Raw genomic sequence first — 19,340 nt, 5'->3', positions numbered from 1 at the left:
TGCGGGATGACTTTCCGCCGACGAGTTCGGCCATGGCGGGGAATTCCCGGGCGGGCGTGCCGCCCATGGTGAGGGTGGTGTCGGCGGCGAGGAGTTCGGCGCTGCGGTCGACTTTGTCGGCGACGCCGGTGATGGCGCCGGTACCTGATCAAGGCTGGTCATCGGACGATCATTTCCGGTGCCCCCGATGCCGTACCACCGGTAAGCTGACGCCCGATGCAGGAAACCCGCCAACATTCCCTCCCGCGCGCGGCGGATGGGACGCCGCATGGTGGGGGCTGGTTGCCGGACGGCTATCAGCTCGGCAAGCACTCCCATCCCGACGGGCAGCTGGTTTACGCGGCCGCCGGGGCTTTCGCCACCACCACCGGGTACGGAACCTGGATCGCGCCCGCGAACCGGGTCACCTGGACTCCGCCGGGTTTTCAGCATTCGCACCGGATTTACGGCCGGACCGATGCGCGGCTGCTGGCGATCCCGGCCGGTGAGTGCGGCGGGCTGGCCGAGCATCCCTGTGTGTTCGCGGTGTCTCCGCTGCTGCGGGAAAGCATTCTCGCGCTCACCGGCGAGCGGGCCAGGACCGGAGACGCCGCCGGGCGGTTGCGGGCGGTCGTGCTCGACGAGCTCGGGGACATTCCCGAACAATCGCTGCATCTGCCCGAGCCTCGTGACGACCGGCTGCGCGCCGTCACCGAGTTGCTGCACGCCGATCCCGGCCGGAACGTCACCCTGGCCGAGCTTGGCCGGGCGGCCGGGGCGAGCGAGCGCACTCTCAGCCGCCTGTTCCGCACCGACGTGGGGATGAGTTTCCATCGCTGGCGCACCATCCTGCGTATCCATCACGCGCTGATCCGGCTCACCGACGGCGATTCCGTCACCGACACCGCGATCACCTGCGGGTGGTCGAACCCGTCGACGTTCATCGAGGCGTTCACCGCCGTCGTCGGCGAGACCCCGGGGCGTTACCAGGCCGAACTGCGTGTTCGCGGCGCCTGAGGTTGGCGGGTTTTCGTTATCCAACGTCCAGATATCGGTGGACGGCAATCCCGCGGTACCCACAGAGTGGTGCTCGACAGTTCATCATCTCTTCTCGAGGGAACACATGACTCAGACAGACGAGAACACCACCGTCGTGATCGTGGGTGGCGGGGTTGCCGGGCTTGCGCTCGGCACCTTCCTCCTGCGCAGCGGAATCCCTTGTGTCATCTTGGAAAAGCACAGCCGGGAGTACGTCGAGAACCGCCAGCGGGCCGGTGCTCTCGACGCGCGTGGCGTGCTGATGCTCAACGATTGGGGAGTCGGCGAGGCCGTCGAAGGGCCGAGCCACGCTGATGACGACGCACCGATGCCGCTGATCGTCGATGGGGAGAAGCGGGCCTGGAACATGGAGGACTACGAGGATGCCGAGGGTGCGTTCGTCCCGCAGCAGGTGCTCGTCCGCAACCTGATCAGGATCTTCCTCCGTGACGGCGGCGACCTCCGTTTCGAAGCCGGTGACATCGCGCTGGACGGGCTCGACTCCGAGCGTCCTGTGGTGCGTTACCGTGCCGCCGCGGGCGCGTCCACAACGATCGGCTGCGAGATCGTGGCCGGCAGCGACGGGTACCACGGGGTCAGCCGGACGGCGATCCCCGAGGGCGTTTTGCGCTGCCACACCCACGAGTTCGGGTATGCGTGGCTGACCGTGATGACCGAGGTACCGGCCGATCCGCTGGCCGTGATGGCGGTGCATGCGCGGGGTTTTGCCGCTCAGATCACCCGCGGGCCGAACGCCAGCCGGGCTTATCTGCAGTGCCCGGTCACCGACACGGTCGGCGACTGGCCGGACGAGCGCATCTGGACCGAGCTGGGTACGCGGTTCGGTGCGCCCGTCCAGCCGGGACCGATTGTGAGCAAGCAGGTCGTGCCGTTACGGGGGGTGGTGTTCAGCCCGATGAGGTACGGCAGGTTGTACCTTCTCGGGGACGCGGCACACCTGATTTCCCCGATGAGCGCCGAAGGGATGAGCCTGGCGCTGCACGACGCCGAGGTGCTGGCCCGGGCCGTCGTCCAGCAGGTCGAGAAGGACGATCCGGGGCTGCTGGAAAGCTATTCGGACACCTGCCTGACCCACACCTGGGAAAGGCAGGCCGCCGCGATCCAGATGACCGACACCATGCACGATTCCGGCGATTCCAGCTACCGCGGCGAATTCCTCAAGCAGGTCGCCCGCGCCAACCTCGAAACCCTCCTGCGCGGAGAATCCGGTACGAGCTAAAGGAATCTCGTGGGGGCGATGATCGTCCGCCACATGTGCGCCGACGGGGAGTTGTCCATTCCCAGCCCCTGCGGAGGTTGACGGAAGTTCCGCCCGATCACGTCGGCGAACCGTTCCACGTCGATTTTCTTGTCCGGGTCGAATGCGTAGAGATCGTTCATCGTGACCAAGCGCGACGACATATACCATTTATGGGCCCGCGCGTAGTCGTGTGCTTCCTGCATTTCCCGGGAAGGCGTGAAATCGGACCCGAAGAAGCGGACGTACGCCTCGGGGTACTCGTATCCGACCGAGTCGTCCGGGAAGAAGCGCAATGCCTGGTGATACCGGACGGCCCAGCTCACTTCCTCGTCGACGTACGGCTCGATCAGCTGGGCGCCCCAATATCCGTGGTCCGCCCTGATGAATCCGACCACCGAAATGTCGTGCAGCAGGCAGGCCAGCACGACCTTCTCACTGCAGCCGTTTTCCTGCGCCAGCGCGGCACTTTGCAGCAGGTGCTGCTGACTCGGCCGGAACCGGTACTTGAAGAAATCCAGCAAGGTGGGGTTGGCGGGCATTTTCCGCAGCCGTGGATCCTCGTCCATCAGCATTACCCGGTCCGGCGGCTGCACGAAGGGCTTCGCGGTGGTCGGATCCTCCTCGCCGGAGGTGTAGATCACCGACTTCGACGCGAGTTTGCCCAGCTCTTCGGCCATTGCGTCCTCGGCCGCGTCGGCTTGGTCGTTGATGTCCAGATGGGCAGTCGTCGCGAGGGCGCGCTCGGCCGCTGCCTCGATCCTGGCCTGACTGTCGGACATCAATTTCCTCCCGCCGCGTTTCCCTGCGGCCACTATCATCGACCAGGGAGTATTCGGCAACGTGCCCGATGCACATTCCCCGGGGACGCGTTGTGCATTCCACCGGAAATCAGGCGCGGGGGGAAACCGTCCGGCAGGCCAGCTGCAGGGCCAGGCGCTCGTCGGGATCGTGGAGATCCAATCCCAGCAAGGATTCGATCCGGGCGATGCGGCCCGCGACCGTGTTGCGATGCACGCCGAGAATACCGGCGGTTTCGAGAATCGACGACCCGCTGTCGAGGTACGTCGTGAGCGTGCGGACCAGGTCCCCGTGAGCGCCTGTCAGCGGCGCGAGCAGGGCGCGGGCGGCCGGTTCGAAGGTGTCGGTCCGGGTCCATTCGAGAAGCAGCTGAGCCACGCCGAGTTTGTCCACATGAAGGAAATGCCCGGTTTCCGGCCGGGAGGCGGCGAGCCGGGCGGCCGCCCCGGCCTCGATGATCGTCTCGGCGACGCCGTCGAGGTTCGGGTGCGGGCGCCCCACGCCCGCGTGCGCGGTGATGGTTCGCTGCAGGCGCCGATGGGCGGCGCGCAGGGAAGCCGACGTCGCGGCGACCCGGGCGGCGGTGGGTTCGTGGGGAAAGGTCATCCAGGACGTCCATCCCTGCCCGTGTTCGACCACCACGGCCGAGATCCCCTCATTGAGCAGCGCGTGCGTCACCTCGGGACGGCGCGCGACGTGGTCGACGTCCGCCGACGTTTCGATCCGGATGCCGACGTGCCAGCCACCCAGCTGGAACCCGGCATCGGCCGCGCGGCGGCGCAGATCGGCGGTCGGTTCTGCTCGGTGCTGGAGAAGGTCGTCGAGGAGCGCCGCGCGGGACCGTGCGTCGCGCTCGAGGTCCAGGCGGTGGGCGAGCAACCACCGTTCGATCATGCGCGCCGCGGCCGCGATGACCGGGGTGACGGCGGCCGCGCGCGGGGCCGCCATCTCGTCCAGCTCGACCACCAGCCATTGGCTCGGCCGGGCCGAGGGCGGCAGACAGGCCGGGTGGGCGAGGAGAATACTGCCGTCCCCGGCCGGGATCTGCTGGGGCACCGGGCGGGTCAGCTTGATGTGCCCGGGGTACCTCGTCTCGCCGGCCAGCCGTTCCCCGCTGTCGTCGACCAGGAGGACATTCGCGCCGAGCAACGACCTCAGCTGCTCGGCCACCTCGTGCGGTGCGCCGGGCTCCCCGAGGAAACGGTCGTGCGCCGCCAGCACCAGCGTTGCCTGTTCGATGTCGGGTCGCGCCACGAGGAGCCGCGCGGAAACCAGCAGATCGAGAGGGCGGCCGCCGGTACGCAGGAGCGGGATCCCCAGCCGGTCCGCCAGGCGGATGCTCCCGGTCAGATCGGCACCGGCGGAAACCAGCAGGCCGGCGGCACCGGCGTCATGGGCATGCCGCAGCAGCACATCGATGCGCCAATCGTGGGATACGACCGGATCAGTCCGGACCAGGAGGTCACCAGCGTGGATGTCCGCGCTCGCGGGCGTAACCTCGCGCACCGCAAGCACTTGCCGGTCCGTACCCGATGCTCCGGCGACCACCCGGACCCACCGCTGCCAGTCGGGAAGGGTGACGATCTCGCGCAAGGTGGGGCTCACGGCAGCACGGCGGGATCGGCGGGGAGCCCGTAGGACGCCGGTTCGATCGCCCACGAGCGCGCACGGTCGGTCCAGAACCCGGGCGCGGGCAACTGAAGGACGGCCACCTCGATCCCGAGCCGCACCGACTCCGACGAGATTGCCTCGCCGGTACGCCGGTCCAGGACACAGATGACGTCCGGAGTGGACGCCGTGACGACGCCGTCGACGAGCGCAAGGAGGTACTCGTTCTCCATTTCGAGCCGGATGAGCCCCTCCGCGCAGTGCGTTTCGATGATCACGCTGCCGCGCGCAAACCCGGCTGCCGGGCGCTCCCGTCCGCGGAGCACCTCCACCACGTGCCCCGTCCCGAGGACGCGACCGGACGCGGCCGAGGCGAGCCGGGCGGCGTCCAGCGGCATCCCGGCCGCCAGTGCTTCCCGTCCCAGCCGGATGGCCTGGGTGACACTTCCGACGACGGCGCAGTCCGCCAGTTCCCGCACCCGGATCGGCGGCAGCGCGACGACCGCCCAGCCGCCCCCGCCCGCCACGACCGCGCGTGCCGAGCGTTCGACGTCGTCGACGCCTCCCTCGGCCAGCACGAGCAGCTGTCCGTTCGACGTGGCGATCGCCAGCGGCGCGATCTTCCGTCCTGCGGCCACCACGGTCAGCCGGTCGAGCCGGGCGAGGCCGCGGCCGGCGAGATCTGCGTCCACCCAGGGGAGATCCAGCTCGAGACCGTGGATGAACGGCATGATTCCGTTCAGGCCGCCGACTTGGTACGACATGAGCGCGTCCACCCGGCAGCCACACCATCGGCTGATCGCCTCGACCACGGCCGCCGCCTCGCCGCCTGCCGGGAGCCGTTCGCGCAGCATGGCCTCCGCACCGAGTCCGCCGATGGGGATGACGGTGGCGTCTTCGGGCAGATCGGTGACGGACCGCAACGACACTGTCCGGTCCGCGGCGAGCTGAGCCCGAAGCAATGCCGCCGCCCACGCGGTGCCGCCGCTTCCGCCGGAAGCGAGCAGCGAGACGCCCCGTTCGAGGGCGGCCACGTCCGCGCTGGTGATCAGCATCCGAGCAGTATGCCACCATTCCTGTTGTTTTCCGGGCCACGCGAGCTACGCTCGGTACCCGATCAGGCGCGTACCGGATCGATGTCGTAGCCGAAGCTGCGGGGGCCGACGAGGCTGATCGCGTCGGCGCTGTGCCACCGTGGGTCGGCGGGGGCGGAGATGACGCTGAGTCGCTGCCCGAAGCGAAGCCGCTCGACCGTGATCGCATTGCCGGTGGCGGTGTCGAGAGTGCAGATCAGGTCCGGAGTGGTCGCCGCGACCGCGTCGTCGAGTTCGGCGACCAGGTACTCGTTTTGGAAGCGAAGGACCATTTCGGACCCGAGGCCGGTATCCAGTGCCGCCAGCCGGACTTCGCCGAGGGTGAAACCGGACTCGGTTCGCCGCGAGACGTCGATGACCTTCCCGGTGAAGAGCCGGGTCCCGCCCAGCTTCTCGACCACCGCGGCAACCGGATCGCTTTTGCCCGCGCGGGCCTGTTCGAGGGCGCTGCCCAGTTCGCTGCACAGCGACAAGGTCGCCGGGACCATGAATTCCCGCGCCTGCTGTCCCGACATGGCGGAAGTGCTGACGATGATGGCACAACCCAGGTCGACGGCGGTGCTCCGGGTGATTCGCTCGGCCCACGCATTGCTGATCGGAAGAACGATGCTGTGGTTGCCCTTTTCGTCGGCGAGCGCCAGCGGGTTGGCGCGGATGCCGTTCATCGCCGGAATGCTCATCCCGATCTTCGGAAATGCCCGGCCCATTCCGTCGGCGTTCACCAAGGGAAGTCCGAGCACCGCGGCGGCGGCCATGGGGATCAGCGAATTGACGCCGCCGACCTCCGCGCAGATCAGATGCGTCAGCTCGCGCCCCAGATGGCTCGCCAGCAGGCGAGGTGCGCTGGCGATCTGCTGGAGGGTGGGCGGTTTCTCGAGGAAGACGGTCGGCGAGCCGACCATGGCGACCGCCACGGCAAGGGCGTCGTCGCCGATTTCGTCGAGGTCCATCAACCGCACCGGGCCGAATTGGCGCAACGCGGCCTCGGCGGTCAGCCGTCCGATGTAGGGATCGCCGCCACCGCCGGTGCCGAGGATCGCGGCGCCGCGGCTGATGTTGTCCAGGTCTTCCGGACGGATCTCACGCATGGTGCCTTCCCGTCGGGCGGTGGGATTTTCGGGGATGTCGAGAGCCGACGCTAGATCAGGCCGGATCGGACGTCACCGGGCGCAGTGCCCCCTCCGCCGCCCGGCCCTGTGCGTGCTGCATGGGCATTCAGCAGGACGGCGATCGCCTCGGTCAGCCGTTGCGCCAGGCCGAGGTGCAACGACTCGTCGGGGGCGTGCGCGCGCGAGTGCGGGTCCATTGCTCCGGTGACGACGAACTCCGCCTCCGGAAAGCGCTGCGCCAGCATTGCCATGAAGGGGATGGTCCCGCCGGCGCCGATTCCCTGACATGGCGCGGAAAAGACTTCCCGGGCAACGCTGTCCAATGCGGTGGTGAGCCAGGCTGCGTGCGGAGGCGCCGCCCATCCGCTGGCATGATCGCCCGGTTCGATTTCCACGGTCGCGCCGTACGGCACGTCGGTGCGCAAAGCTTGGGTCAGCGCGGCGACCGCGGTAGTGGAGTCGACCGTCGGCGGCAGCCGCAGGCTCAGCGCAAGGGTGGTCGAGGGGCGATGGACGTTACCGGCATTGGCGGTGTCGGGCAGGCCCGCTGCGCCGGTCACCGACAGGGCAGGCCGCCAGCTGTTGTTCAGCACCAGCTCGAGCTGGTCTTCGGCCATCAACCGCATTCCGGCGACCTGCGGGAGTTGTGGCGAACCGAGTGCTGCGACGGCCGCTCGGGCTTCGGCGCGGCGGTGCGGTGGGATCGTCGCGACCAGTTCGGGAAGCAGGATCTCGCCGGTCGCGGCGTTCTCGATCCGGCCGAGCAGTTCGCGCAGGATCCGGAACGAGCAGGGGACGACTCCGCCCGCTACACCGGAGTGCAGCGGACCATCCAGCACCCGGACCGTGACGCGCAGATTCGCGAGGCCGCGGAGGCTGGTCGTCAGCCAGAGGGAATCGTGGTCGCGAGCACCGGAGTCGAGACAGAGCACGAGCGTGACCGATCCGAGTTGCCGTTCGAGATGGTCGAGATACGTGGCCAGGTCAGGACTTCCGGATTCCTCGCCGGTTTCCAGGAGCAGGACTACCCTGGCGTGCCGGCCACCGGCCGCGCGCGCTGCCTGGACCGCGGTGACGGCCGCATATCCCGCGTACCCGTCGTCTGCCGAACCTCGCCCGAAGAGGCGGCCGTCTCGGATTACCGGGAGCCAGGGACCGAGGCCGGGCGACCAACCCTCCAGCGGTGGCTGTTTGTCGAGGTGGCCGTAACACAGGACGGTGCCTTGATCCTCGGCGCCTGGTGTCGCGGGGAGGTCGACGAGCAGCAGCGGGCTGGCCTCGCCGACCCGTACGACCTCGGTGGTTACCCCGGTCAAGGCGCGTTCCTCGATCCAGGCTTTCAGGTGGTGCACGGCTGCGTCGAGGTGACCGCTGTGCGTCCAGTCCGGATCGAATGCCGGAGACAGGGCCGGAATTGCCACCAATCCGGACAGGCTCGGCAGGATTTCTTTGCGCCATAGGTGATCGACGGTGGTGCGGACGGTTCGGATGTCCATCTTCACGGTCGATGGTGGGCGTAGTCGCGTGCGGCGCCGAGGAACGTGTCGTTCTGGGCAGGGGTGCCGATCGTTACGCGCACTCCGGTGCCGGGGTAGGGCCGCACGATCACCTTGTGTTTCTCGGTGTGCTGCGCGAAAGCGGTTGACTCGTCGCCGAGGGCGAGCCAGACGAAGTTCGCCTGGCTCGGTGGTACGTCGTACCCGTGTTCCAGCAGTTCCCGGCGGATGCGGTCGCGTTCCGCGGTGATCCGCCGGCATCTGGCTTGCAGGATTTCCTGCCCGTCGAGCGCGGCGATCGCGGCCGCCTGTGCGACGGCCCCGAGGCTGAACGGGATCCGGAGCGTGTTCAACGCAGCGGCAATGCCTTCCGCGGCGACGGCGTAGCCGATTCGGAGCCCGGCCAGGCCGTAAGCCTTGGAGAAAGTCCTGAGTACCACGACATTGTCGTGGCTGCGGGCGTATTCCAGGCCGTCCGGTACGCCGGGGTCGGTGACGAATTCGCGGTACGCCTCGTCTATCGCGACCACCACGTGCCCGGGTACCTGGGCGAGGAAGTGCTCGAGGTCTTCGCGCCGGATCGCCGTGCCGGTCGGATTGTTGGGTGTGGTCAGGAAGATCAGCCGGGTCCGCGGGGTGATTGCCGTGCGCATGGCGTCGAGGTCGAGCTCATGGCCGGCGGTGGCCGGTACGTGCACGGCCTGCGCGCCGCCGATCCTCACGAGGAGCGGGTAGCCCTCGAAGGAGGGGAGGCAGAACAGGACTTCGTCGTCTGGCTCGCACACGACGTTGACCAGGCTTCGCAGCAGCGCAACCGAACCGCTGCCGACTGCTACCCGTTCGGCGCCGACCTGGCACGCCGTTGCGAGCTTCGTGGTGAGCTCGGTGGCGTGAAGGTCGGGGTAGAGGTTCGCGGATCGGACGGCGTCCGCGATGGCGCGGAGGACCTCGGGCCCGGGGCCGTCCGGTACCTCGTTGCTGGAAAGCTTGATCATGCCGGGAACCGCGCGCCCCGGCCGGTAGGCGGGCACTTTGGCGAGATTCGTTCTGATCAGGGACATGCGTCTCCTGTGGCTTTTTCCGCCGGACTGGACTGCCGTTTCATGATGTGGCCCGGCAGGCGGGGGCGACAATGTGCCCGGCGCTCAATCGGCGCGAGGGGAATGTGCTTCGTGAACGTTTCCCGATTGCATCATCAGGCGGCAAGCGAGGTGAAGGGCGAGCCGCTCGTCGCGGTGGCTCAGGTCGACGCCCAGTAACGCTTGGGCTCGGGCGATCCGGTCGGCGACTGTGTTGCGGTGTACGCCCAAAGCAGCGGCGGCTTCGGACAGCGACGATTCGGCATCGAGGTACGCGCCGACAGTGCGGACCAAGTCTCCCTGTGCGCTCTGCAACGGCGCGACCAAGGCGCGGGCAGCCGGGGCAAACGTGTCCGTCCGGGTCCATTCGAGCAGCAGTTGCGCCATGCTCAGCTCGTCGATCTGCAGGTAGTGGCCGAGATCGGGACGGGCGGCGGCGAGCCGGGCGGCGTCCGTTGCCTCGGCGATGCTTGCGGCCAGCCCGCCGAGGTCTCTATGCGGCCTGCCGACCCCCATGTGGGCCGGAACCGTCCGCTGGATGGACCGGTGTGCGGCCCGCAGCCGTGCCACGGTTGACACGATCTGCGCTGAGGGAGGTTCCTCCGGGAACGTCGTCCAGCCGGTCCAGCCGGTCCAGCCGTCGCCGCGTTCGATGACGATCGCGGTGACTCCCTCGGCGCGCAGGGCTCGTTCGACCTCCGGGGTGTGTGCCAGGTTGTCGATGCTCGCTTGCGTGGCGATCCTCATCCCGAGGTGCCAGCCGGCCGGTTCCCACCCCGCTTCCTCGGCGCGGCGTTGCAGGTCCACACCCGGTTCGCTCTCCAGCCGCAGCAGTTCGCCGAGCAACGCGGATCGCCAGCGGGCATCGCGTTCCAGTTCGATTCGCTGGGCCAGGAGCCAGCGTTCCACTGCGGCCACGGCGAACGCCAGCGCGGGCTGTACCTCGTCGGCTGCCTGCTCGTCCACCTCCACGGCCAGCCAATGGCTCGGCCGGGTCGCCCGCGGCAGCAGGGCGGGGTGGGCAAGCAGGACAACACCGTTTTCGCCCCGGAGCCGCTGCGGTACGGGGTCCGCTTGCGGAGACAGGTCGGGTGTCCGTACCGGCGTGCCGATCACCTCGCTCAGCCTCGCCGCGACCTCGGCAGGCGGGTACGGCCGATCGCCCAGTTTCCGGTGTGTTGCCACGAGCAGGGCGGCCCGGTCGAGGGCGGGCTGGGCCAGCCGTACCCGGGCGGCGATCAGCAGGTCGATCGGGTACGCCGTGGTGATCAGCAGCGGGACCCCGAGCCGGTCGGCGAGCTGGACCGTGCTCTTCCGCGGGTCGCCGCTCGCCAGCAGTACCCCCGCGCCACCGGCGTCGCTCACCCGCAGGATCACCGCGTCGATCCGCCAGTCAGTCGCGGAGACCGGCTGGTGGACGACGACGAGCTCACCCGGCTGCACGTCGTGGTCGAGGTCCGGGCCCAGGGTCGGGCGGACCTCCGGTACCTCGCGGTCCAGGCCGCCCGCGCCCGCCGCGACCCGGACGGTGGACACCCATTCCGGCAACGTCAGGAGGCAGCGGACCGTGGCACGCATGTTCACCCCCGTCGCGGCGAGAAAAACAGAGGATAGCCGTACCGCAGGAGCGTTACGCCTCGGAAACGCTCACGAGCGCCCGGTCGTCATCGACGCGCAGGTCGCCCACCGCCTTGACCCTGATCCGGGTGGCATTGCCGGGCAGATAGGGGAGCGGGACCTCGTCGAAATCGATGATCGTGACGCTCGACGGCCGCGCCCCGGCGGCGATCGCTCGTTCCACCGCTTCCCGTTTCGCCTCTTCCAGCGCCGCGGAACGGCCGTCGTGCTCGATGGCGTACACCCGGTCGACCTCGCCGCCGATCTGCGCGATGGCGGCGCCGACCGCATTGGCCACCGCGTGGTTGCCCGGCCTCGTGACGGGGCCGATCCCCGGGAGACGGTCCGGCAGCAGGATCGAACCGCCCCCGACCGCGACGACCGGCAACGGCTCCGCCGAGACGCGCATCTGGTCGATCGCGGCGGACGTGCGCTCCGCGATGTGCTCCAGGCAAGTACTGACGAACTCCGGGGAGAGGTGCGAAACCCGTGCTGCGTCACCGATTTCGACCAGGCCCGCGGCGACCGCGACGTCGGTGGCGGTGAGCGTGTCCCCGCCGAACACGAGCGCCCGGGTCCCGAGGTGGTACCCCACCGACTCCGGGCCGATGCCGAAGTCTTCCTGGTGCACCACGCTGCCGCCGCCGATGCCGAGGGACAGGACGTCGGGCATCCGGAAGTTGGTCCGGATCCCGGCGACCTCGACGTCCGAGGTCGCCTCGCGGGGGAACCCGTTGCGCAGCACGCCGATGTCGCTGGTCGTCCCGCCCACGTCGACCACGGCGCAGGTGTCCAGCCCGGACAGCAAGGCCGCGCCGCGCATCGAGTTCGTCGGGCCGGAGCTGAAGGTGGCGACCGGATACCGGCGCACCTGCTCGACGTCCATCAGGGTGCCGTCGTTCTGGCTGAGGTACAGCGGTGCGGTGATCCCCGTTCCGGCGATCGCCGCGACCAGCCCGTCCACGATCCGGGCGGCGAGCTCGCGCAGGGCCGCGTTGATGATCGTCGCGTTCTCCCGCTCCAGCAGGCCGATCCGGCCGATCTCGTGCGAAAGGGAGATGGACACGTCCGGCAGCACCGCGGCGACGATCTCCTCGGCCCGGATCTCGAACTCGGCGTTCACCGGCGAGAACACCGAGCTGATGGCCAGGCTGCGCACCCCGGCCTGCCCCATGTCCTCGGCCGCCCGGCGCAGCTCGGCCTCGTCGAGCTCGGCGATGTGCCTGCCGTCGAACTCGTGCCCGCCGTGCGCCAGGTAGCTCCGGCCGGAGATCGCCTCCTTCATCCGCTCCGGCCAGGTCATCAGCGGCGGCATCGACGCGCCCGAGGGAAGCCCCAGCCGCAGCGCCGCGGTCGGCGTCAGGCCACGGGCCTGTACCAGTGCGTTGATGAAGTGGGTCGTCCCGATCATCACGGCGTCGACCTCGGCGGGGGCGAACGGGTGCTGGCTGCGCAGCCGCGAGATCGCCGTGACGATCCCGGAGGTGACGTCCTCGGTGGTCGGGGTCTTCACCGCACCGAGGACCTGCCTGCCCTGCTGCAGAACCGCATCGGTGTTGGTGCCACCGACGTCGATACCGATTCTCATGCACGTTCCTTTCGTCGAGACGTTGTGTCCGAACGGCTGGATCGTCGGTCGGGGCAGCCCACCCTCGGCAGTGGGCGCACGATAACTGATAGCCCGCCGGGCGGCCCGGTGTCACCATGCGCGCTGCACACGCCAGGCCCCGGTGCCTGGGCAGCCGGCACGATCCGGTCCACCGCCGCCCGGAGCTAGCATCCGGAAAAAGGCGAACGGTTTCCGCCGGGAAGCCGGGCAGGGAGCCGTGATGGAACCGGAAACATCCCACTCGATCACCTTCTGCCGGCTCTGTCCCAGCTGGTGCGGCGCCGTCGTCGACCTCGACGGGACGACCGTCACCCGGGTGCGCGGCGATGAGGCCAACCCGGTCAGCCGTGGTTATCTCTGCCCCAAAGGCCGGGCGATGGGCGCGTGGCACCACCACCCGGACCGGCTCGACGTGCCGATCGTCCGCGGCACGCCACTGGACTGGAATGCGGCCCTCGACGACGCAAGTGCCGGGCTGCGGCGCATCATCGACGAACACGGCCCCGACGCCGTCGGCTTCTTCATCGGTACCGCCGGCTGGTTCGACAGCCTGGGCAAGGTCGCCGCGCAGCGGTTCATCCAAGCCCTGGAAACCGCGAGCGTCTACAGCACCCGGACCATCGACAACCCGGCCTCGCTGCTGGCGGCCGAGGTCATCGCCGGGCATCCGGCGCTGCTGCCCGGACCGGACGACGACGCCCGGTTCGTCCTGTGGCTGGGCGGGAACCCGGTCGTCTCGCACGGGCACAGCTACTCCCTGAGCATGCCGAGTGCCCAGCTGCGGAAGTGGGCGAGCCAAGGGGAGCTGTGGGTCGTCGACCCCCGGCGCACGGAAACCGCCGAGCTGGCCACCCGGCATCTGGAGATTCGCGCCGGCACCGACCACGCGCTGCTCGCCTTCCTGGTCCGGGAGCTGCTGGAGCAAGGCGCCGACTACCAGTACCTCGCCGCGTATGCGGACGGCGTCGAGACGGTCCGTGCCGCTGTCGCCTCCTTCACCCTGGACCGGGCCGTCGCCGAAACGGGACTCCGCCGGGAAGATCTCGAGGCGTTGCTCGGCGCGATCCGGCGTGCCGGGCGCATCGCGGTCACGGAAAGCACCGGGGTGACGTTCCAGGCCGGCGCGAACGTGAGCGTGTGGCTCGTCTGGGTCCTGAACATCATCACCCAGTCCCACGACCGGCCGGGCGGCATGTTCTTCAACCCCGGTTTGCTCCGGCGGTTCCACGAGCGGCCATGGCCGCCGCGCGACGGCACCCCGGCGCCCGGCCCGCCGAGCCGCCCCGAACTTCCGGCGCGGTGGGGCGAATATCCCTGTGCGGCACTGGCCGACGAGATCGAGGCGGGGAACCTGCGGGCGCTCGTCGTGGTCGGCGGCAACCCGATCGTCGCGATCCCGCAGCCGCGCCGGCTCGCCGCGGCGTTGCGGAAACTGGACCTGCTGGTGGTCTCGGACGTGATCCCGACCGAGACGACCGCACTGGCCACGCACGTCCTTCCGTCGACCGGGCAGCTGGAACGGGCGGACATCTGGCCGATCGACTTCATCCACATCACCCAGGGAAACCAGTACACCCCCGCGCTCGTCCCGCCCGGCGGCGACCGCCGCCCCACCTGGTGGCACCTCGCCCAGCTCGCCAAGCGGCTCGGGCACGCGATCCTGCCGGACGGAGCCGACCCGGACGCCGTCACCGAGGAACACCTGGCCCGCCGGATCGTGGAGTCCACCGGGGCCGACTTCGATGAGCTGATGCAGGCACCGCACGGGCTGAGCGTGGAGCCGAGGCATTACGGGTGGGTGGAAAAGGCGCTGCCGGACGGTCGCTGGCGCCTGGCGCCCCAGCCGTTCGTCGATCAGCTGGCGAAGCTGAGCGCCGGGCCGCCGCAGCCGGGTTTCCGGGTGATCGCGGGCCGCCAGCGGCGCCACGTCAACTCGCAGCTGACCGACGGAACCGGCGCCCGGATCCCGGATCGTCCCCTCGCGTCCATCAACCCGGAAGACGCTGAGGAACTCCGGATCTCGGACGGCGATCCGGTCGTCGTCACCACCCGGCACGGCAGTCTCCGGCTGACCGCCCATCGTGACAAACGAGTGTCCCGCGGGACGATCTACATCCCGCATGGCTTCGCCGGTACCAACGTCTGCGATCTCACGTCCGAACACGACGACATCGACGAGCTCACCGGCCTCCCGGTCATGACGGCGCTTCCCGCGGACCTCGCTCTACAAGAACCCATGCATCGCGCACAAGAGCGGCCGAGGTGATGTGCACCGCATCCGGTGACACGGCCTGCGGCGCGACCTAACGTCGGCTCACGATCGGCGACAGGAGACGTCCGGATGGACTCCTTTGGGCACATCATCGACGGTGCGGAACGTGAATCCGCCGACGGGGCAAGCATGTCCTCGATCGACCCCTACCTGCGCGAGGCGTGGGCCGAGGTGGCCGAGGGCGGTACCGCGGAGGCCGCGCTCGCCGTGACCGCCGCCCGCCGCGCCTTCGACGAGGGGCCCTGGCCCCGGATGGGGTTCGCCGAGCGCGGGGCGGCGTTGCACCGGCTGGCCGGTCTCATCGACGAGAACGCCGCCGAGCTGGCGATGGCCGACACCCGCGACATGGGCAAGCCGATCACCGCGGCGATGACCTGGGATCTCCCGCGGACAGCACAGACATTCCGGTTCTTCGCCGACCACGCCCGGCTCGCGACCGCGGAAACGTACCCGATGGACAGCGGGCACCACGGCTACAGCCGGTACGAGCCGGCCGGGGTCGTCGCCGCGATCGCGCCGTGGAACTACCCGCTCATGCTGGAGAGCTCCAAAGTCGCCCCCGCGTTGGCGTGGGGCAACACCGTGGTGCTCAAACCCGCCGAAACCACGCCCGTTTCGGCGACGATGCTGGGAAGGCTGGCGCTCGAAGCCGGGATCCCGCCGGGCGTCGTCAACGTCGTGCACGGCTACGGGCCGATGTCGGCGGGCGCGGCACTCACCGAAGACCCCCGGGTGGACCGGATCAGCTTCACCGGAGAGTCGACCACCGGGCGGGTCATCACCGCGGCCGCGGCGCGCAACCTGACGCCGGTGAGCCTCGAACTCGGCGGGAAGGGCGCCAACATCGTCTTCGCCGACGCCGATCTCGACGCCGCGGTGAGCTGGTCGATCAAGGGCATCTACACCAATGCCGGACAGGTCTGCCTCGCCGGCAGCAGGCTGTACGTCGAGCGCCCGATCCTGGACGACTTCCTGAAGCGATTCGTCGGTGCCGCCGAAGAACTCGTGACCGGCGACCCGAAGGACCCGGCCACCGAGCTCGGCCCGGTGGCCTCGGCGGAGCACCACCGCAAGGTGAGCCGCTATCTCCGGGAATGCCCCGGAACAGTGCTCACCGGCGGAGGCGGCGAGGGCTGGCTGATCCGTCCCACCGTGATCGCCGACGTCGCCGCCGACGCCGCGATCCAGCGTGACGAGGTCTTCGGGCCGGTCGTCACGGTCACGCCGTTCGACTCCGAGGCCGAGGTCGTCCGCGCCGCCAACGACACCCGGTACGGGCTGAGCGCACTGCTCTTCACCGAGAACCTGTCCCGCGCGCATCGAGTTGCGCGCCGGCTCCGGGCGGGGACGATCTGGGTCAACTGCTTCCTGGTCCGGGATTTGCGGGCGCCCTTCGGCGGTTTCGCGGACTCGGGGTGGGGGCGCGAGGGCGGCGAGTTCAGCAGGGAGTTCTACACCGAACCGAAGTTCGTCGCCATGACCGTCCCCGAACTGCCGAGTTGAGACCTGACCGTCCGCCGGGCCACCGCCGAACGAATACGGAGGACAACGATGTCCAGCCCCCAGCCACCGCAGCCGGTGCCGATCGAGGCCACCGGTCCCGAGCTCATTTCCTGCCGGGACGTTTCGGTGGTGTTCCCGTCCCGGGACAAGTCCACCGCGGACAGTGTCCCGGCCGCCACCCAGGCACTCGACAACATCAACCTGGACATCCGCCGCGGTGAGTTCGTCACGCTCGTCGGGGCCACCGGATGCGGCAAGACGACCTTGCTCAACATGGTGGCCGGGCTGGTCCAGCCGACCACCGGACGCTGCACGGTCGACGGCGCGCCGGTGAAACCGCAGAACCTCGACATCGGCTACATGTTCGCCCGCGACGCCCTGCTGCCGTGGCGCACCGTCCTGCGCAATGTCGAGCTGGGCATGGAAGCCCGTGGCTGGGCACGGGATCGCCGCCGGACGCGCGCCCGGGAAATGCTGGAGCTCGTCGGGCTGGCCGACCGCGAGCGTGCCTTCCGGTCGCATCTTTCGCAAGGCATGCGGCAGCGGGTCGCACTGGCCAGGACGTGGGCGATCGATCCGTCGATCCTGTTGATGGACGAGCCGTTCGCCGCGCTCGATGCGCGTACCCGCCTCGGCATGCAGGCCGAGTTCCTCCGGATCTGGGAGGGACAGCCCGACGGCGAACGGAAAACGGTCCTCTTCGTGACCCACGACCTGCAGGAGGCCACGCTGCTGTCCGACCGGGTGGTCATCATGCTGCCGTCACCCGGCCGGATTGCCGCGGACGTGCAGATCGACCTGCCGCGGCCGCGTGCCGACCGGCTGGGCGAGGTCGTGTTCGACCCCAAGTTCCGCGAGATCGAGCACTACCTGTTCGAGCGGCTCGAAGGGGCGGCCTACGGGGCCCGTCCGGCGGCGGGCACCCCGGAGCGGAAGGACACCCTGGCATGAGCGCCACCGAACTCACGTCGCCCGATCCGGCTCCCGCCGGTGGCGAGGGCCGCCGGGAGATCGTGCTGCCCCGGGAATCCACCGGAGCGAAGGTCGCGAGGTCCTGGCCGGTCGTGAACCTGATTCGCATCGGCATGCTCGCGGTGCTGCTGGGCGTGTGGCAGCTCCTGGTGGACCAAGGGCTGCTCAACGAGAACCTCTACGGGTCACCCATCGGCGTCTGGCAGGTGCTGGGCGATTTCCTGACCACCGCGTCGACCTGGACCAACACGGCCGCGACGATGCAAGCGGTGGCCGTCGCCTTCGTGGTCGGGTCCCTGCTGGGGATCATCTGCGGGCTGCTGATCGGAGCCAGCAGCTACGGCGACCGCGTGATCGCCCCGCTGCTGGTCCCCATCAACTCCATTCCGCGGATCGCGCTGGCCCCGCTGTTCATCGCCTGGTTCGGCCTCACGATCACCGCGAAAGTCGTGCTCGCCGCGTCGATCATCTTCTTCGTCCTGGTCGAGAACATGCGCGGCGCGGTGCGGTCGATCGACCCGGACATCGTCACGATGGCCAAGGTCATCGGGCTCAAGCGCCTGGAGTACGTACGGAAAGTCGTGCTCCCGTCCGCCGTGCCCGCCCTGTTCGCCGGGCTGCGGCTGGCGGTGACCTACTCCCTGCTCGGCGTCATCGCCAGCGAGATGATCGCCGCGAGAGACGGTCTCGGCCTGCAGATCGTCTTCTACTCGACCCAGTTCCGGATCAACTACGTGTGGGCGCTCCTGCTGGAGCTGCTCGTCATCGCGACGATCATCGCCGTGGTCTTCGGCTTCGCCGAACGCCGCCTGCTGCGCTGGCAGTCCTGAAGCAACGAACCCAGAGAAAGCGGAAACCATGGTACGGACAACACGAATCGCGGTAGCGCTCGCTGCCACGGCCTTGCTGGCAAGTGCGGTGGCGTGTGGATCGGGCACTCAGCAAAGCAGCAGCGGCGGCGCTCCCAAGCTGACCGTCGCGCTCATCACCGGCTCCTCCTGGCGCGTACCCGTCGAGATCGGGATCGCGCAAGGGTACTTCCGTCAGGCGGGGGTCGAGGTGGAGCTCATCACCCAGCCGTCGGGTACCACCTCGGGTCAGTTGCTGCTCAGCAACACGGCCCAGTACTCGGCGTCGCCGGTGGCGAACATGGCACAGGCCATCCAGCACGGCCAGCATCTCTCTTACGGCTGCGGGGCACAGGTGGTCACCCCGTCCGCGCTGGTCGTGCCCAAGGGGTCGAGTCTCCCCACGACCGCGAAGGGCGCCGACTGGAAGGCGATCGCGAAATCCCTCGAGGGCAAGAAACTCGGCCTTCCGGTGCCGCTCGGGACGTCGTTGCAGTTCCAGCTCGATCAGGCAATTCGCGTGGGCGGCGCCGATCCCGGCAAGATCACGTACGTCACGACCGGTAGCGGGGCCACCTTGACCGGCGCGCTCAGCGGTAAAGCCATCGACGTCGCGATGGCGTTCAGCCCGGACGCCGAAGCGCTGACCAGGGGTCCGAAGTCGGTTGCGGAAGAGATGATCTACCTGCCCAAGGACGGCCCGGAAATGTACCGGGACTACGCGGGCGGGTACACCGCATCGCAGGACTGGCTGAAGCAGAACCCCGAAACCGCGGCGAAATTCTGCCAGGGGATCCGCGACTCGATAAAGTGGCTGCACGACGGCGCGAACCAGCAAGCCTACACTCAGGTGCTCACCAAGGTCGCCGGGAATCTCGACCCGGGCGCGCTGGAGACGGTCGAATCCCGGCTGACGGCAGCGTATTCCGCGGACATCCCGCGGGACCTGCTCGAAGCGGCGCTCAAGCGGGCGTACTCGTACCCGGGACTGCTCAAGCCCGAGCCGGTCGTGACCTACCAGGACCTGGTGACCATGCCGGCGCCGAAGAGCTGACGC

At 69.1% G+C, this 19,340-nt stretch carries 15 protein-coding genes; 7 read left to right on the top strand and 8 right to left on the bottom strand.

Annotation, left to right across the window (positions count from 1 at the left end):
- The first annotated feature begins 216 nt into the window (after nt 1-216).
- Together OO71_RS26855 and OO71_RS26850 are read left to right on the top strand one after the other, a co-directional pair.
- On the top strand, nt 217-996 hold the full coding sequence (locus OO71_RS26855) for a helix-turn-helix domain-containing protein (protein WP_033292657.1): 780 nt from the start codon (nt 217-219) through the stop codon (nt 994-996).
- A gap of 106 nt (nt 997-1,102) precedes the next feature.
- The gene (locus tag OO71_RS26850) at nt 1,103-2,257 is read left to right on the top strand and encodes a 4-hydroxybenzoate 3-monooxygenase (RefSeq protein ID WP_033292656.1); all 1,155 of its coding nucleotides are present in this window, start codon (nt 1,103-1,105) and stop codon (nt 2,255-2,257) included.
- Here OO71_RS26850 and OO71_RS26845 read toward each other — a convergent pair.
- From OO71_RS26845 to OO71_RS26810, 8 genes are all read right to left on the bottom strand, one after another.
- A complete protein-coding gene (locus OO71_RS26845; protein WP_211260607.1) occupies nt 2,254-3,057 on the bottom strand; it encodes an HD domain-containing protein in 804 nt (267 codons plus the stop codon). The two genes, OO71_RS26850 and OO71_RS26845, sit on opposite strands and share 4 nt — an antisense overlap.
- Nucleotides 3,058-3,166: 109 nt before the next feature.
- On the bottom strand, nt 3,167-4,681 hold the full coding sequence (locus OO71_RS26840; protein WP_033292655.1) for a helix-turn-helix domain-containing protein: 1,515 nt from the start codon (nt 4,679-4,681) through the stop codon (nt 3,167-3,169).
- Nucleotides 4,678-5,739: a DUF917 domain-containing protein gene (locus OO71_RS51720; RefSeq protein WP_033292654.1), complete on the bottom strand. Its 1,062-nt coding sequence runs from the start codon at nt 5,737-5,739 to the stop codon at nt 4,678-4,680. The genes OO71_RS26840 and OO71_RS51720 overlap by 4 nt, the downstream gene beginning before the upstream one ends.
- 62 nt (nt 5,740-5,801) lie before the next feature.
- Entirely contained in the window at nt 5,802-6,866 is a 1,065-nt protein-coding gene (locus tag OO71_RS26830) for an S-methyl thiohydantoin desulfurase family protein (protein ID WP_033292653.1), read from the bottom strand.
- A 50-nt stretch (nt 6,867-6,916) separates the two neighbouring features.
- A complete protein-coding gene (locus OO71_RS26825) occupies nt 6,917-8,383 on the bottom strand; it encodes a M20/M25/M40 family metallo-hydrolase (protein ID WP_051792280.1) in 1,467 nt (488 codons plus the stop codon).
- Nucleotides 8,384-8,385: 2 nt separating this feature from the next.
- On the bottom strand, nt 8,386-9,444 hold the full coding sequence (gene hisC / locus OO71_RS26820; protein ID WP_033292652.1) for a histidinol-phosphate transaminase: 1,059 nt from the start codon (nt 9,442-9,444) through the stop codon (nt 8,386-8,388).
- 84 nt (nt 9,445-9,528) lie between these two features.
- Nucleotides 9,529-11,040 carry a helix-turn-helix domain-containing protein gene (locus OO71_RS26815; RefSeq protein WP_033292809.1) on the bottom strand — a complete coding sequence of 504 codons (1,512 nt, stop codon included), beginning with the start codon at nt 11,038-11,040 and terminating at the stop codon, nt 9,529-9,531.
- Nucleotides 11,041-11,092: 52 nt separating this feature from the next.
- Nucleotides 11,093-12,667: a hydantoinase/oxoprolinase N-terminal domain-containing protein gene (locus OO71_RS26810; RefSeq protein ID WP_033292651.1), complete on the bottom strand. Its 1,575-nt coding sequence runs from the start codon at nt 12,665-12,667 to the stop codon at nt 11,093-11,095.
- A gap of 241 nt (nt 12,668-12,908) precedes the next feature.
- Between OO71_RS26810 and OO71_RS26805 the strand changes: the two genes are divergently transcribed.
- The 5 genes from OO71_RS26805 (at nt 12,909) to OO71_RS26785 (ending at nt 19,337) form a co-directional block, all read left to right on the top strand.
- Nucleotides 12,909-14,954 carry a molybdopterin-containing oxidoreductase family protein gene (locus OO71_RS26805; protein WP_051792279.1) on the top strand — a complete coding sequence of 682 codons (2,046 nt, stop codon included), beginning with the start codon at nt 12,909-12,911 and terminating at the stop codon, nt 14,952-14,954.
- A gap of 75 nt (nt 14,955-15,029) precedes the next feature.
- Nucleotides 15,030-16,463, top strand: coding sequence for an aldehyde dehydrogenase (locus OO71_RS26800; protein WP_033292650.1), 1,434 nt, complete (start codon nt 15,030-15,032; stop codon nt 16,461-16,463).
- A gap of 48 nt (nt 16,464-16,511) precedes the next feature.
- Nucleotides 16,512-17,414, top strand: coding sequence for an ABC transporter ATP-binding protein (locus tag OO71_RS26795; RefSeq protein WP_051792276.1), 903 nt, complete (start codon nt 16,512-16,514; stop codon nt 17,412-17,414).
- Nucleotides 17,411-18,265, top strand: coding sequence for an ABC transporter permease (locus tag OO71_RS26790; RefSeq protein ID WP_051792273.1), 855 nt, complete (start codon nt 17,411-17,413; stop codon nt 18,263-18,265). Before OO71_RS26795 ends, OO71_RS26790 begins: the two co-directional genes overlap by 4 nt.
- 28 nt (nt 18,266-18,293) lie before the next feature.
- Nucleotides 18,294-19,337, top strand: coding sequence for an ABC transporter substrate-binding protein (locus tag OO71_RS26785; RefSeq protein WP_033292649.1), 1,044 nt, complete (start codon nt 18,294-18,296; stop codon nt 19,335-19,337).
- Nucleotides 19,338-19,340: the final 3 nt, after the last annotated feature.

The sequence above is a fragment of the Amycolatopsis jejuensis genome (genome assembly GCF_000717335.1).
GTDB classification, from domain to species: domain Bacteria; phylum Actinomycetota; class Actinomycetes; order Mycobacteriales; family Pseudonocardiaceae; genus Amycolatopsis; species Amycolatopsis jejuensis.
Note: the sequence above shows the minus strand (reverse complement) of the source record. Positions and strands in the feature narration are given on the sequence as shown.